Annotated in this window: 10 protein-coding genes; 2 read left to right on the top strand and 8 right to left on the bottom strand. The window is 68.5% G+C overall.

The genetic code is table 11. The annotated features are described in order from the left end of the window. Nucleotides 1-29 precede the first annotated feature (29 nt). Nucleotides 30-1,595, top strand: a complete 1,566-nt coding sequence (gene glpD, locus AB7U46_RS05945) for a glycerol-3-phosphate dehydrogenase (protein WP_428336028.1) — start codon at nucleotides 30-32, stop codon at nucleotides 1,593-1,595. A 9-nt stretch (nucleotides 1,596-1,604) separates the two neighbouring features. Beyond that, nucleotides 1,605-3,104, top strand: coding sequence for a glycerol kinase GlpK (glpK, locus tag AB7U46_RS05940; RefSeq protein WP_428336027.1), 1,500 nt, complete (start codon nucleotides 1,605-1,607; stop codon nucleotides 3,102-3,104). Here the strand turns inward: glpK and AB7U46_RS05935 are convergent, their stop codons facing one another. From AB7U46_RS05935 to AB7U46_RS05900, 8 genes are all read right to left on the bottom strand, one after another. Then, nucleotides 3,105-4,226, bottom strand: coding sequence for an ABC transporter permease (locus AB7U46_RS05935; protein WP_428336026.1), 1,122 nt, complete (start codon nucleotides 4,224-4,226; stop codon nucleotides 3,105-3,107). A gap of 1 nt (nucleotide 4,227) precedes the next feature. Next, nucleotides 4,228-6,957: a ribosome-associated ATPase/putative transporter RbbA gene (gene rbbA / locus AB7U46_RS05930; protein ID WP_428336025.1), complete on the bottom strand. Its 2,730-nt coding sequence runs from the start codon at nucleotides 6,955-6,957 to the stop codon at nucleotides 4,228-4,230. A 4-nt stretch (nucleotides 6,958-6,961) separates the two neighbouring features. Continuing rightward, nucleotides 6,962-7,987, bottom strand: a complete 1,026-nt coding sequence (locus tag AB7U46_RS05925; RefSeq protein ID WP_428336024.1) for an HlyD family secretion protein — start codon at nucleotides 7,985-7,987, stop codon at nucleotides 6,962-6,964. A gap of 220 nt (nucleotides 7,988-8,207) precedes the next feature. Then, nucleotides 8,208-10,154: a MacB family efflux pump subunit gene (locus tag AB7U46_RS05920; protein WP_428336023.1), complete on the bottom strand. Its 1,947-nt coding sequence runs from the start codon at nucleotides 10,152-10,154 to the stop codon at nucleotides 8,208-8,210. Between the two features lies 1 nt (nucleotide 10,155). Beyond that, nucleotides 10,156-11,322: an efflux RND transporter periplasmic adaptor subunit gene (locus tag AB7U46_RS05915; protein WP_428336022.1), complete on the bottom strand. Its 1,167-nt coding sequence runs from the start codon at nucleotides 11,320-11,322 to the stop codon at nucleotides 10,156-10,158. 104 nt (nucleotides 11,323-11,426) lie between these two features. After that, entirely contained in the window at nucleotides 11,427-13,202 is a 1,776-nt protein-coding gene (locus AB7U46_RS05910; RefSeq protein ID WP_428336021.1) for an ABC transporter ATP-binding protein, read from the bottom strand. Continuing rightward, on the bottom strand, nucleotides 13,199-14,158 hold the full coding sequence (locus AB7U46_RS05905) for an acetamidase/formamidase family protein (protein WP_428336020.1): 960 nt from the start codon (nucleotides 14,156-14,158) through the stop codon (nucleotides 13,199-13,201). The genes AB7U46_RS05910 and AB7U46_RS05905 overlap by 4 nt, the downstream gene beginning before the upstream one ends. 4 nt (nucleotides 14,159-14,162) lie before the next feature. After that, complete coding sequence (locus tag AB7U46_RS05900) at nucleotides 14,163-15,782, bottom strand: ABC transporter substrate-binding protein (RefSeq protein ID WP_428336019.1); 1,620 nt, start codon at nucleotides 15,780-15,782, stop codon at nucleotides 14,163-14,165. Nucleotides 15,783-15,817 lie beyond the last annotated feature (35 nt).

Below are 15,817 nucleotides of genomic sequence, written 5' to 3'. Positions count from 1 at the left end.
CTCTGACTGGGCCAAGCAAGGAGCGCGCCATGACCCCTGAGATGGAACAGCCCGTCGACCTCTTCGTGATCGGCGGCGGCGTGAACGGCACCGGCATCGCGCGCGACGCGGCGGGGCGCGGGCTTTCGGTCACCTTGGCCGAGATGGGCGATCTCGCGCAGGCGACCTCCTCCGCCTCGACCAAGCTTTTCCACGGCGGGCTGCGCTACCTCGAATATTTCGAGATCCGCCTCGTGCATGAGGCGCTGAAGGAGCGCGAGGTGCTCCTCGTCGCGATGCCGCATATCTCCTGGCCGATGCGCTTCGTGCTGCCCGTCCACCCATCGATGCGGTTCGAAAGCGACACGCCGACCTCGCGGCTGCTTGGCATCTTCATGCCCTGGATGAAGGGGCGGCGCCCGGCCTGGCTGATCCGCCTTGGCCTTTTCATCTATGACAACCTCGGCGGGCGGCGGATCCTGCCCGGCACGCGCAAGCTCGACCTTGCGCGCGATCCGGCCGGGCGCGCGCTCGATCCGAAATTCCGCCGCGCCTATGAGTATTCCGATTGCTGGGTGCAGGATTCGCGCCTCGTCGTGCTCAACGCCCGCGATGCGGCGGCGCGCGGGGCGCACGTGCTCCCCCGCACCCGGGTCACGCAGGCGCAGCGCGAGGGCGATCTGTGGCGCATCACCACCGAGGGGCCGGAGGGCGCGCGCGACCACCTCGCCCGCGCGCTCGTCAATGCCGCGGGCCCCTGGGTCGACATCGTGCTGCGCGAGGCGGTGGGGGCGCGCTCCCCCGCCCATATCCGCCTCGTGCGCGGCTCGCATATCGTCACCCGCAGGCTTTTCGATCACGATCGCTGCTATTTCTTCCAGGGCACCGACGGGCGGATCTGCTTTGCGATCCCCTATGAGCAGGAGTTCACCCTGATCGGCACCACCGATCAGGACAACCCCGGCCCGCCCGATCACCCAAGCTGTTCCGAGGCGGAGGAGGACTATCTCTGCGCCTTCGCCTCGCGCTATTTCGCGCGGGAGGTGACGCGGGCGGATGTGGTCTGGTCCTATTCCGGGGTGCGGCCGCTTTACGACGACGGCGCCTCGAGCGCGACGGCGGCGACGCGCGACTATGTGCTCGCGCTTGACGGGGGCGAAGGCGCGCCGCTGCTGAGCGTCTTTGGCGGCAAGATCACCACCTATCGGCGGCTGGCCGAGCATGCGATGGGCAAGCTCGCCCCCTTCTTCCCCGGGCTGAAGCCCGACTGGACCGCGCGCGTCACCCTGCCCGGCGGCGATTTCGCCCCCGATCAGGTGGGGGCGATGATCGCGCGGCTTGGCGCCGATTATCCGTTCCTGAACCCCGCCGAGGCGCAGCGGCTGATCCGGCATTACGGCACGGAATGTTGGGACATTCTCGGCACGGCGAAGACCCGCGCCGATCTGGGCACGGATTTCGGCGCGGGGCTTTCGGCGGCCGAGGTCGACTGGCTCATTGCGAAGGAATGGGCGATGAGTGCCGAGGACGTGCTCTGGCGGCGCACGAAACTGGGGCTTCGGCTGAGCGGCGAGGAGGCCGCCCGGCTCGAGACCTATATCGCGGAGAAGATCTGAGGGGGGAGCATGGCGCATATTCTGGCGGTGGATCAGGGCACGACCTCGTCGCGCGCGATCCTCTTCGATGCGGCGCTGCGGCCGGTCGCGCAGGAAAGCCGCGAATTTCCGCAGCATTTCCCGCAGCCCGGCTGGGTCGAGCATGAGCCCGAAGATCTGTGGCAGACGGTGCTGATGACCGCGCGCGCCGCGATCGCGAAGGCGGGCGTCGCGCCGCGCGAGATCGCCGCGCTCGGCATCACCAACCAGCGCGAGACGACGCTGCTTTGGGAGCGCGCGACGGGCAAACCGCTCCATCGCGCGATCGTCTGGCAGGACCGGCGCACCGCCGAAGACTGCGCGCGCCTGCGGGCGGAGGGGCTTGAGGAGGAGATCACCGCAAGGACCGGCCTGCTCCTCGATCCCTATTTCTCGGCGACGAAACTGCGCTGGCTGCTCGACACGATCCCGGGCGCGCGGGCGCGGGCCGAGGCGGGCGAGCTTGCCTTCGGCACCGTCGACAGCTGGCTGATCTGGCGGCTCACCGGCGGGGCGCGCCATGTCACCGACGCGACCAATGCGGCGCGCACGATGCTTTACGACATCGCGGCGGGGGAGTGGTCGGAAAGCCTGTGCCGCGCGCTCGATATCCCCATGGCGCTCTTGCCCGAGGTGCTTGATTGCGCGGACGATTTCGGCGTGACCGATCCCGCGCTGCTTGGCGCCGCGATCCCGATCGCCGGGGTGGCGGGCGATCAGCAGGCGGCGACGATCGGGCAGGCCTGTTTCGCGCCGGGGATGATGAAATCGACCTATGGCACCGGCTGTTTCGCGCTCCTGAATACCGGCGAGCGCATGGTGCGCTCGCGCCACCGGATGCTGACGACGCTCGCCTATCGGCTGGGCGGCAAGCCGACCTATGCGCTCGAAGGGGCGATCTTCGTCGCGGGCGCGGTGGTGCAATGGCTGCGCGACGGGCTGGGTCTGATCGGCGCGGCGGCGGAGACGCAGGCACTGGCCGAAGGCGCCGATCCCGCGCAGGGGGTGGTCTTCGTGCCCGCCTTCACCGGGCTCGGCGCGCCTTACTGGCGGCCCGAATGTCGCGGTGCGATCCTTGGCCTTTCCCGCGGCACGACGCGGGCGGAGATCGCACGCGCCGCGCTGGAAAGCGTGGGCTATCAGACGCGCGACCTGCTCGAGGCGATGCGCGCCGACTGGGCCGAAAGCGGCGCAAGCGATGGCGAGACGGTGCTGCGCGTCGATGGCGGGATGACGGCCTCGGACTGGGGGATGCAGTTCCTCGCCGATATCCTCGGCGCGCCGGTTGACCGGCCGACGGTGCTGGAAACCACGGCGAAAGGGGCGGCCTGGCTTGCCGGGCATCACGCCGGGATCTGCCCGGGACCGGAGGAATTCGCGCGCGACTGGAGCCGCGCGCGGCGGTTCGAGCCGCGGATGGCACAGGCCGAGCGCGAGGCCCGCGCCGCGCGCTGGCGCCGGGCGGTCGAGGCGGTGATCGCCTTCGGCTGATCAGCCGGCGAGCACCTTGCGGAACCGTGCGAGCACCACGGCGAAGGCCACGCCCGACATCGCCGCCATCACCCCCATATCGCCCGCGACCGTGCCGATCCCCGCGCCGCGATACAGCACCGATTGCGCGAAGATCACGAAATGCGGGGCCGGCGAGATCGTGCGCATCACCAGCTGCAGCCAGCCGGGCATCGATTCGAGCGGCGTGATCCCGCCCGACAGCAGGATGATGATGACGATCACCGGGATGATCAGCAGCCCGAATTGCCCCATGTTATGGGTGAAGCTCGCGATCAGCAGGCCGAGCGAGCCGATCGCCACGACGTAAAGCGCGGCGCCCAGCGCATAGAGCAGCACCGATCCCGCCACCGGCACCCCCATCAGCCCCTGAATGACGAAGATCAGGCTGGTGACCGAGGCGGCGAGGATCACCATCCCGTTCGCCGCGATCTTCGAGATCACGATCTCATGCGGGCGCACCGGCATCACGAGGACATGCTCGATCGTGCCATGCTCGCGCTCGCGGATCATCGAGGAACCGGAGAGGATCAGCATCAGGATCGTGACGTTGTTCATCAGCTGCATCACCGCGGTGAACCATTCGGTCGTCATGTTCGGGTTGAACCGGGTGCGGAAGACGACGTCGACGAGGCCCGAGCTGGTGGCGTTCGGGGTGAAATAGCGGGTGATCTCCTGGCTCAGGATCTCCTCGAGGAAGGTGGTGCCATTGCCCGCCTGCGCGACGGCGGTCGCATCGACGAGCACCATCAGCGTGGCCTCGCGCCCGGCGCGCAGGTCGCGTTCGAACCCGGCGGGGATCGAGAGTTCCAGCACATAATCCCCCGCGCGCTGCGCCGAGGCCGCCTCGGCGGGCGACAGCAGCGCCGGCTCGTGGAAGAGCGGCATCTGGATCGCGTCGATCAGCCGGCGCGAGAGCGGGCTGTGATCCTCGTCCACCACGGCGACGGAAAGGTCGTGGATATCGGTCTTCGCCGCGTTCGAGACGAGCCAGACCGCCGCGGTGAAGACGTAAAGGATCAGCACGATCATCACCTTGTCGCGGCGGATCGCGCGCAGCTCCTTGCCGGTCAGGCGCCAGATGTTGAGCAGGCTCTGTTTCATCCTAGCGCTCCTGTTTGCGCATCAGCGCCACCGCCGCGAAAAGATAGACGAGGCAGAAGGCGGCGAGCGCGACGGCACCGGAAAGGTTGTCGGCCCAGCCGAAACCCTTGAGGAAGGTGCCGACCGAAAGCGGCTGGAACCAGGCGCCGGGGAAGGAGAGGCCGAGCACCCGCCCCGCGGGGCTGAGCGAGGAGACCGGCACGATCAGCCCCGAGAAGTTCACCGTCGGGATGATCGAGATCACCGCGGTGGCAAAGACCGCCGCGACCTGCGAGCTGGTGAAGGCGGAGACGAGCTGGCCGAAGCCGGTGGTGGCGACGACATAAAGCGCCGCGACGAGAGAGAGCGAGATCAGGCTGCCGCCGATCGGCACGTGGAAAACCGTGAGACCGACCACGATGAGGCACCAGAAACTGAACCAGGAGAGCGCGATATAGGGCAGCTGCTTGCCCACCAGAAACTCGATCCGCCGCACCGGGGTGGAGCGGAAATTCGCGATCGTGCCGGTCTCCTTTTCGCGCACGACGGAGATCGTCGCCATGATCGCGGGGATCAGCATCAGGATCAGCATGAGCAGCGAGGGCACCATCGCATTCGCGCTCTTGAACGCCTGGTTGAAGAGGTAGCGCGTCTCGATCGAGACGGTGGTGGTGTCGGCCACCCCCTCCTCCGCCTTCACCTTGGCGGAGAAATCGTTGAGCAGGCCAAGCGCATAGCCCCGCGCGGTTTCGGCGCGGAAGGGCATCGAGCCGTCGAGGTAAAGCGAGACCTCCGGCACCTCGCCCTGATGCAGCGCCTTGCCGAACCCCTCGGGGATCTCGAGCGCAAGCGCGAGCCCGCCGCCCGCCATCCGCGCATCGAGCGCGCTGGGCGAGGCGAAATCCGCCTGCCGGTCGAATTGCCGGATCGAGCCGAAGGCCTCGATCAGCCGGCGGCTTTCGGTGGTCTGGTCCTGGTCGTCGACGGCAAAGCTCAGCTTGTCGACGTCGAAGGAGATGCCGAAGCCCATGGTGATCATCAGGATGATCGGCCCCACCAGCGCGAAGAAAAGCCGGATCGGGTCGCGCATCAGTTCGAGCGACTCGCGCCAGCTATAGGCCCAGAGCCGGGTGATCGCGGTGGCGAGCGCGCCTTTCGTGCGGGTCTCGGCGGTGTAGACCGGCGCCGCCTCGGTGTCGCCCTCCTCGTCGAGCGCGCCCTCCTGCTCGGAGAGCACGTCGATGAAGGCCGCCTCGAGGCTCTCGGCGCCGCGGCGCGCGGTGATCTCGGCGGGCGGGCCCATGTCGAGCACGCGCCCCGCATGCATCAGCGAAATGCGGTCGCAGCGCTCCGCCTCGTTCATGAAATGGGTCGAGATGAAGATCGTCACGCCCTTGTCGCGGCTGAGCGAAATCAGCTGGCGCCAGAAGGCGTCGCGCGCCACCGGATCGACGCCCGAGGTCGGCTCGTCGAGGATCAGGATCCGCGGCTCGTGGATCATCGCCACGGCGAGCTGCAAGCGCTGGCGGATGCCGAGCGGCAGGCTTTCCGGCATTTCCCCCGCGACATCGGCGAGGTCGAATTCGGTCAGCACCTCGGCGATGCGGGCCGCGCGGCGTTCGGGCGGGATGCGGTAGAGCTTCGCGTGCAGCTCGAGGTTCTGGCGCACGCTGAGCTCGGTATAGAGCGAGAAGCTCTGCGACATGTAGCCGATGCGCAGCCGCGCCTCCATGTCGGAGTTTTCCAGCCGCTCGCCGAACAGCTCGGTGGTGCCCTCGGAGGGCGTGAGCAGGCCGGTCAGCATCTTCATCGTCGTGGTCTTGCCGCAGCCGTTCGAGCCGAGGAAGCCGAAGATCTCCCCCTCCTCGATCTGGAAACTGACGTCGTTGACCGCGGTGAAGGGGCCAAAGCGCATCGTCAGATGCTCGGCCGAGATCGCGATCTTGCCGTGCCCATCCTCGCGCGGGGGCAGGCGCACCGGTTCGTGCGATCCGCGATCGGCCTCGGGCAGGAGCGCGATAAAGGCCTCCTCCAGCGTCGCCGCCCCGGTCTGCGCACGCAGATCGGCGGGCGCGCCCGCGGCGATCACCCGGCCACCGTTCATCGCCGCGAGCCAGTCGAAGCGGTCGGCCTCCTCCATGTAGGCGGTGGCGACGATCACGCTCATCCCCGGGATCTCGCCGCGGATGCGGTCGATCAGATCCCAGAACTGGCGGCGCGACAGCGGGTCGACGCCGGTCGTCGGCTCGTCGAGGATCAGCAGGTCGGGGTCGTGGATCAGCGCCGAGCAGAGGCTGAGCTTCTGCTTCATCCCGCCCGAGAGCTTGCCCGCGGGCCGGTCGGGAAAGGGCGCGAGCCCGGTCGCCTCGAGCAGCATCGCGATGCGCGCGGCGCGCTCCTCCGCGCCCTGCCCGAAGAGCCGGCCGAAGAATTCGAGGTTCTCGCGCACGGTGAGCGTGGGGTAGAGGTTGCGGCCGAGCCCCTGCGGCATATAGGCGACGCGCGGCGCATTGGCGGCGCGCACGCGCGCATCGGCCATGTCGCCGCCCAGCGCGGTGATCTGGCCGCCTTGCAGCTTGCGCACCCCGGCGACGAGCGCGAGCAGCGTCGACTTGCCGACGCCGTCGGGCCCGATCAGCCCGGCCATGCAGCCCGAGGGGATCTCGAGCGTGACGCCGTCGAGCGCCACGGTCTTGCCGTAGCGATGGCGCACCGAGGCGAGCGCGGCGACGGGGGGGCGCGGATCGCTCATCGGATCAGGGCAGCTTCACCGCGAGATCGGCGGGCCAGTCGGCGGTCGGCTCGGAACGCACGAAGCCGATGCCGCGCACGCCGGTCTTCACCACGTCCTGGAATTTCTCGAGCAATTCCCGCGGGATGGAAAGCTTGACGCGGAACACCAGCTCCTCGCGCTCCTGCGTGGTCTCGACGCTTTTGGGCGTGAACTGCGCCTCGGGCGCGATGAAGGTGATGCGCGCGGGCACGACATATTGCGGGATCGGGTCGAGGATCATCCGCGCCTCGTCGCCAAGCGCAAGCTTGCCCACCGTCTTCGCCGGCAGGTAGATGTTCATGTAGACATCGGTGAGGTCAAGCAGCGTGATGACCGGCGTGCCGGCGGCGATCACCTCGCCCGGTTCGTGCAGCCGGTAAAGCACGCGGCCGCGGATCGGCGCCTTGATGGTGAGGTCGGAAAGCGCGATCTCGGCGCGTTTCTCGCTCGCATCGGCGCTGGCGATCAGCGCGTCGCCGTTCTGCACCTGCGCCTTCGCGGTGGCGAGCGCGGCCTCGGCGGCGGTCTTCGCATTGGTGGCGTCGTCGAGCGCGGATTGCGCGGCATGCCCCTCGGCGTGCAGCGTGGTGACGCGGCCGAGCGTCGTCACCGCGACGTCGAGCGCGGATTGCGCCTGCATCACCGCGGCCTCGGCCTGCGCCTTCGAAGCCTTCGCCTGCAGCACCGCGGCCTGCGCCGCGAGCAGCTGCGCCTGCGCGTCGCGATCATCGAGTTTCGCCAGCACCTGCCCGGCCTCGACCGTGTCGCCCTCCTGCGCGTCGACCTCGGTCACGAGCCCCGCGTATTTTCCCGCGACATCGACGCTTTGCGCCTCGATCCTCCCGTTCGACTGGGAGATGCCGACGCGCTCGTCGATGCCCTTGAACCGGTCGATCAGCGCCTGAAAGCCGGTCTCGGCATGCGCCGGCGGCGCGGGCAGCGCAAGCGGCAGCGCCAGCAGGGCGAGCGCGAGGAGACGCGGGACGCGGTGGGGAGAACGCAGGGACAAGGGCAGCTCCTTTGGCGCAGGTTCCGGGCGCGGCCGGCCGGAAAGCCCGGCTGTCGGCAGCACCACTGACCGAATTACGCGCGCCGCGGCAAAAGCCTACGGCGCGATTGTGGAGATCAGATTAAGTCCTGCGCCGAGGGGAGGTCAATCGAGGGCGGGCATGACGCTGCGGCGCAGCGGGCGGGGCAGGATCACGATCGCGCGCCCTGCCCCACCGCTGTCATTCGCGGCTCAGCGCCACCACCGGGTCGAGCTTCGCCGCCGCGCGCGCCGGCAGGAAGCCGAAGGTGATGCCGATCAGCGTCGAGGAGAGGAAGGCGATCACGATCGCGGTGGCGGAGAAGCTCAGCTGCGCCGAGCTGTAGAGCGCCTCGACCACCCAGCCGCCCGCAAGCGCGCCGAGGATGCCGAGCACGCCACCGACAAGGCAGACGAGCACCGCCTCGATCAGGAACTGCGCCACGATATCCGAGCGCCGCGCCCCGATCGCGATGCGCACGCCGATCTCCTTCGTGCGCTCGGTCACCGAGACGAGCATGATGTTCATCACCCCGATCCCGCCCACGATCAGCGAGATCACCGCGATCATCGCGACGAGCAGCGTCAGCGTCTGCGTCGTCGAGGTGATCGTCTCGCGGATCGTGTCGCTGTTGACGAGGAAGAAATCCTTGGTGCCGTGGCGCTTCATCATCAGCGCGGTGATATCGGCCTGCGCGGTGGTCATGTCGGTGCCGTCGTCGACCCGGACCTCGATGCTGTCGAGGTGGTCCTGCCCCGAAAGCCGCGCCATCGCGGTGGTATAGGGCACCCAGACGTAAAGCGAGGAGGGGCCGAAGGTGGCCCCGGTCGAACGCACGAGGCCGATCACCCGCACCGGAACGTGGTTCAGGAGCAGCACCTGCCCGACCGGATCGGTGCCGTCGGGGAAGAAGGTGTCGCGCGTGTCCTCGTCGATCACCGCGACCTGATCGCGGGCGGTGACCTCCTCCTCGCCGAAGGTGCTGCCCTCGACGGTGACATAATTGTGCACCGCGAAATAATCGCCGCTCACCCCGTTCACCTGCGCGGTGGCCGAGGTGCTGCCCTGCACCACCGTGTAGCTGTTCGAGACCGCGGGCGAGACGCTCGCCGCGAAGCTTTCCAGCCGCAGCGCATCCGCATCCGAAGGCACCAGCGTCTCGATCCGGTTCGCGTCGCGCTGGCCGAAGCCCGAGCCCGCGCGCACGGTGATCGTGTTGGTGCCGAGCGAGGAGATGTTCGAAAGCACCTTCTGCTGCGAGCCGGAGCCGAGCGCGACGACGAGCACCACCGAGGCGATGCCGATGATGATGCCGAGCATCGTCAGCATCGAGCGCACCCGATGCGCGACGAGCGCCTTGACCGACATCACCGCCGCCTCGCGCATCCGCCGCAGCCCCGCGCCGAAGCCCGCGCGCGCGGCGGGATGCGCGATCGGCGGCACGGCGCCGACCTCGCTGCCGTCGGGGCGGCTGTCGGAGGTGATGCGCCCGTCGCTGATCTCGATCGTGCGATGGGCATGGGCGGCGACGCCCGGGTCATGGGTGACCATCACGATGGTATGGCCGCGCCGGTTGAGGTCGAGCAGAAGCTCGATCAGCTCGGCCGAGCTTTTGGTGTCGAGCGCGCCGGTCGGCTCGTCGGCAAGGATCACCTCGCCGCCGTTCATCAGCGCGCGCGCGACGGAAACGCGCTGCTGCTGGCCGCCCGAAAGCTGCCCCGGCCGGTGGTCGAGCCGTTCGGCGAGGCCGAGCCGGTCGAGCAGTTCGGTCGCCCGGGTCCGGCGTTCGCCGCGCGCCGCGCCGGCATAGATCGCCGGCACCTCGACATTGCCCACCGCGTCGAGATCGGGGAGCAGCTGGTAACGCTGGAAGATGAAGCCGAAATGCTCGCGGCGCAGCTGCGCGAGCGCGTCGGGGCCGAGCGCCTCGACATCCTGCCCGGCAAAGCGGTAGCTGCCCGAGCTTGGCCGGTCGAGGCAGCCGAGGATGTTCATCAGCGTCGACTTGCCGGAGCCGGAGGCGCCGATGATCGCCACCATCTCGCCCGGCCAGATGTCGATGTCGACGTCGCGCAGGACGGTGATCTCCTCTTCCCCCGCGGGGAAGCTGCGCGAGATGCCGCGCGCCGAAATCAGCGGTTCGGTCATCTCAGAGCCCCATCGGCGGCGGCATGCCGTTGTTGCTGCTTGTGGTCGCGGCGGCGACCTTGGTGCCGGTCACGACCTCCTCGCCCGCGCTCAGGCCGGAGCGGATCTCGGCGGTGACCTTGTCGTCGAGCCCGACCTCGACGGCGCGGGTCTCGCGCGTGGCGGTCTTCGGATCCCAGACCTGGACGGTATAGCCCTCGGCCCCCTTGCTCAGCGCCGCAGCCGGCACGGTCAGCACGTTCTCGGCGCGGTCGAGCACGATCGAGACCTCCGCGGTCATGCCGATGCGCAGCAGGTGATCGGGGTTGTCGACCTCGAGCAGGCCGTTGAAATAGATCGCCTCGTCGGTCGAGATCGTGTCGCTGTCCTCGATCTCGGAGGGCGCGGGTTCGACCTCGCGCACGGTGGCGTGGAAGGCGTGGTCAGGCTCGCCCAGGATGGTGAAGCTGACGTCTTGGCCGGGTTTCACATGCACCACATCTGCCTCGGAGATCTCCGCCTTCACCACCATCTTGTCGAGATTGGCGAGTTTGACGATGGTCGGCGCCGATTGCGTGGCGTTCACCGTCTGGCCCTGTTTCACCACCACCGCGACCACCGTGCCGTCGATCGGCGCGGTGATCTTGGTGCGGTCGAGCGCGATCTGCGCGGTCGAGACGGTGACCTCGGCGCTCGATTTCTGTGCCGCGAGCGCGGCGAGATCGGCCTTGTAGACATCGACATCGGCCTGCGCCGTCTCGAGATCCTCCTGCGAGGTGTAGCTTTGCTGTTGCAGCCGCGCCTGGCGTTCGAGGGTCAGCTCCGCCTTCTTCAGATTGGCCTGTTTCGCGGCGATCTGCGCCTCGATATTGGCGAGCGCGGCCTTCGCGAGCAGCACGTCATTCTCCTGATCCTGGCTGTCGATCTGCGCGATCAGATCGCCCGCCTTGACGTCCTGGCCGAGGCTGACGGCCAGGGTCTCGATCTGGCCCGAGACCCGCGCGCCGACGGAGACCAGCGTCTGCGCCTCGATCTGGCCGGAGGCGAGCACGGTCTCCTCGACGGTGCCGAGCGCGACCTTCGCCGTCGTCGGCACGCTTGGCGTGCTGTCCGAACTGTAGCGCGTCCAGCCCCACCAACCCGCCCCGAGAAGGGCGAGGACGATCAGGATGCGGGTGAAGATCTTCATGGCCTGGCTTTCCGTCTGCTCTTGTTCCGAACAGATGGTACGGGGCGGGCGCGACTTTCCGTCGCCCCTGACGTTACGTAAAGCCACGGGACCGAACCGCCGGTTCAGCCCGCCGCCACCAGATGCCCGCCGCCGATGTCGCGCAGCTCGACCCGCGCGGGCCCCTGCCCCAGCGGATGGATCGGGCTTGGCACCTCGCCCGTGAGCCGCGGCGCGGGGGCGCGCTGATGCGTCGGGTCGGGCACCGGCACCGCCGCGATCAGCCGCTTCGTGTAGGCGTGCTGCGGGGCGCCGAAGATCTGCGCGCGCGTGCCCATCTCGACGATCTGTCCGAGGTACATCACCGCCAGCCGGTCGGCGATGTTCTCGACCACCGCCATGTCGTGGCTGATGAAGAGATAGGCGATGCCGAATTCGCGTTTCAGCGCCTCGAGCAGGTCGAGCACCCGCGCCTGCACCGAGACGTCGAGCGCCGAGGTGCTCTCGTCGCAGATGATGAGCTTCGGGTTCAGCGCAAGGGCGCGCGCGATGCAGATGCGCTGCCGCTGCCCGCCGGAGAACTCGTGCGGGTAACGGTCGAGCGCCTCGGCGGGCAGGCCGACGCGGGCAAAAAGATCGGCGGCGCGGGCGCGGCGTTCGGGCTCGGAGCCGATGCCGTGGATCACCAGCGGCTCGGCCACCGCCGCCCCCACCCGCATCCGCGGATCAAGCGCGGCCATCGGATCCTGAAACACGATCTGCACGTCGCGGCGCAGCGCGCGCCGCCCGGCGGCGTCGAGCCCGCCCATGGTGCGCCCGGCAACCTCGAGATGCCCCTCATGCGGCACGAGCCCGGCGATCGCGCGCGCGATCGTCGACTTGCCGCAACCGGATTCGCCCACGAGCGCGAAGGTCTCGCCCGCGCGGATCTCGAAGCTCACATGTTCGACCGCATGCACGCGATGGGTGACGCGGCCCAAAAGCCCGCCACGGATGTCGAAACGCACGTCGAGCTGATGCAGCCGCGCGACGAGCGGCGGCCGCGTCTCGGGCGCGGGCGGCGCGGGCGTGGTGCCGTCGCCCATCCGCGGCACCGCGGCCAGAAGCTCGCGGGTATAGGCGGCGCGGGGCGCGGCGAAGATCTCGCGGATCGGCCCCTCCTCGACGCGCTTGCCCGCGCGCATCACGATCACCCGGTCCGCCATCTCGGCGACGACGCCCATGTCATGGGTGATCAGGATGATCGCCGTGCCCATCTCGCGCTGCAGATCGCGCAGAAGGTCCAGCACCTCGCGCTGCACCGTCACGTCGAGCGCGGTGGTCGGCTCGTCGGCGATCAGCACGTCGGGTTTCAGCGCCAGCGCCATCGCGATCATCACGCGCTGACGCATGCCGCCCGAAAGCTCATGCGGATATTGCGAAAGCCGCCGCTCCGGCTGCGCGATGCGCACCGATTGCAGCGCGGCGAGCGCCTGCGCGCGAGCCTCGGTGTGGCTCAGCGCCTCGTGTTCGCGCAGCGCCTCGATCAGCTGCGCGCCGATCGTCATCACCGGGTTGAGCGAGGTCATCGGCTCCTGAAAGATCATCGCGATCCGGTTGCCGCGGATCCGCCGTAGCCCGGATTCGGGCAGCGCAAGCAGATCGGCGCCGCCGAACAGCACCCGCCCCGCCGAGGCGCGCACCGCAGGCGGCGGCAAAAGCCCCATGATCGCGAGCGAGGTGATCGACTTGCCCGAGCCGCTCTCGCCCGCGATCGCAAGCGTCTCGCCCCGGGCGAGCGTGAAGGAGAGATCCTCGACGAGCGGCCGCTCGGCGCCATTCGCGCGCACCGAGACGGTCAGCCCCTCGACCGAGAGCACCGGGGCGGCGCCCGCCCCGGCCGGATGCAGCGCGTCGCTCATTCGAAGACGGCGCGCGGGAAGTAGAAGCTGACGACCCAGTTCGGCATGTCGACGATCTCGGAGATCCGCAGATCGCCGCAGGTCGAGGCGAGCATATAGGCCTCGACCGCCGCCATGCCGCGCGTCGCGCAGAGGTGGTCAACCATGTAGGAAACCGCATCGCGCGCGGCCGACATCAGGTCGGGGCCGATGCCGGTCGTCACCTCGTAGCCCTTGGCGTCGAGATGGCGCGTGACCGGGCCCGGCGTCTCGAACCGCGGCCGGGGCAGGTTCGCGCCCTTCACGAGATCGAAGGTCAGCGTGACATCCATCGGGCTTTCGATCGCGGTGCCGCAGATCTCGCCATCGCCCTGCGCGGCGTGGGTGTCGCCCACCGAAAAGAGCGCCCCCGCCACCTCGACCGGCAGCCAGAGCGTCGAACCGGTGGCGAGGTCGCGGATGTCCATGTTGCCGCCGACGCGGCGCGGCGGCACCACCGAATGCAGCCCGGGTTCGGCGAGCGCATTGCCGATCGTGCCGGTGAAGGGCTTGAGCGGCACGCGCCCCTCCTTCGACCACATCGCCGGGGTGAGCGTTGCCGGATCGAAGGACCAGTTGATCAGCGCGGGATCGGTGAACTGATCGGCGAGCAGGCCGAAGCCCGGGATATTCGCCGTCCAGCCCCAGCCCCGGCCCTCGCGCGGCTGCGGGGCGAAGCCCTCGAAGGTGATCTTGAGCGCATCGCCGGGCTCCGCGCCCTCGATATAGACCGGGCCCGAGACCGGGTTGATCTTGCCGAAATCGAGCACGGCGACATCGGCGACGGTCGAATGCGGGCCAAGCTGGCCCGCAGAACTGTCATGACATTTGAAGAGGATCGTCGATCCCGGCGCCACACGCTCGGCCGGGACGAGCGCGTTGTCCCAGCCGAAGTGATGTTGCGCCGCGTGGATGGTGTAGTTGCAGGCCTTGCACATGATCTTACTCGGTGACGTAGACGTAGTCGTAGTTGACGGGGATCGAGACCGGATCGACGTAAAGCGCATCCGCCCCGCCCATCCGTTCCGATTTCATCGTGTAGCGTTCCTCGTTGAAGACCGGCACCCAGGGCGCATCCGCCATCACCTTCTGATAGACGTCGGACCACATCGCGAGCCGCGCGGGATCGGCCGGATCCTTGAAGCTGTCGGCCTTCACCGCCTCTTCGTCGAGCGTCGCGTTGCAGTATTTCGACCAGTTCCAGCCGCCCTCGACCGCGCCGGCGCAACCGAGGATCGGGCCGTAGAAGTTCGAGGGATCGGGGAAGTCGGCGATCCAGGCCATGCCGCCCGACCAGATCATCGGCGCGGTGCCAGCGCCGCCGGCCTCGATCACATTCGCCTGGGCGAGCGACTTGATCGACGCCTTGATGCCGATCGCCGAGAGATCCTGCTGGATCGCCTGGGCGATGCGCGGGTTCGGGTCGGTGTTCATGACGTAAAGCTCGGTCGAGAAGCCGTCCTTCAGCCCCGCCTCGGCCAGCAGCTTCTTCGCCCCTTCGACGTCATAGGCATAGCCCGCATAGCCCTCGGTATAGCCCGGCATCGAGGGCGGCAGCGGCTGGGTCGCGGGCTTCGCGCGGCCGTTGATGATCTGCACGATGCGATCCTTGTTGATCGCCATGTTCACCGCCTTGCGGACCTCGAGCTTGTCGAAGGGGGCGGTCTTCACGTTGAGGGTGATGTAGCCGGTGTGCAGCTGCCCGCCCTCGACCACGCGCGCGGCCTGCGCCGGATCGGCCATCACCTCGGTGAATTTCGCCGGCGGAATGCCGTCGCCGGGGACGTCGACCTCGCCCTTCTGCAGCCGCAGCAGCGCGACGATCGGCTCCTGCCCGACCTCGAAGGTCACGCCGTCGAGATAGGGCACGCCCGGGCGCCAGTAATCGGCGTTCTTCTCGAAGACGAGGCGCTGGCCGATCGTCCATTCCGCCAGCTTGAAGGCGCCGGTGCCGACCGGATGCTTGCCGAAATCGCCCGCGGCGGCATCGACCGCCTCCTTCGGCACGACCGAGGCGAAGTTGAGCGCCATCACATGCAGGAAGGTCGCGTCGGGGCGGGAAAGCGTGATCTGCACGGTGAGCGGGTCGAGCACCTTGATGCCCTCGAGCCCCTTCACGGAACCATCCGCCACCTTTTCATAGCCGACGATCGAGCCGAAGAACCCCGCGCCCGGCGATTGCGTCGCCGGATCGGTGACGCGGTCGAGCGAATATTTCACGTCGTCAGCCACCATCTCGCGGCCGTTGTGGAACTTCACGCCCTTGCGCAGGTGGAAGGTATAGGTCAGCCCGTCTTCCGAGAGGTCATAGCTTTCGGCAAGCCCCGGGCGCAGCTCGGTGGTGCCGGGGACGTAATCCATCAGCCCGTCGAAGAGCGATTTGATCATCGACCAGTTCTGCCAGTCGTAGCCGATCGCCGGATCGAGCGTGGCGACGTCATCCTTGTAGGTGATGGTGATGGTCCCGCCCGGTTTCGCGTTCGGATCGGGGGTGTAGTCGGCAGCGACGGCGGGCAGAGCGAGGCTCAGCACGAGCGCGGTGGAGGCAAGCCATTTCTTCATCTTCTCTCTCCTGTCGGTTCTTGTTCGGTGTCCGT

Source organism: Paenirhodobacter sp. (assembly GCF_050177655.1).
Lineage (GTDB): Bacteria > Pseudomonadota > Alphaproteobacteria > Rhodobacterales > Rhodobacteraceae > Rhodobacter.
This window is presented reverse-complemented; position numbering and strand designations above follow the sequence as displayed.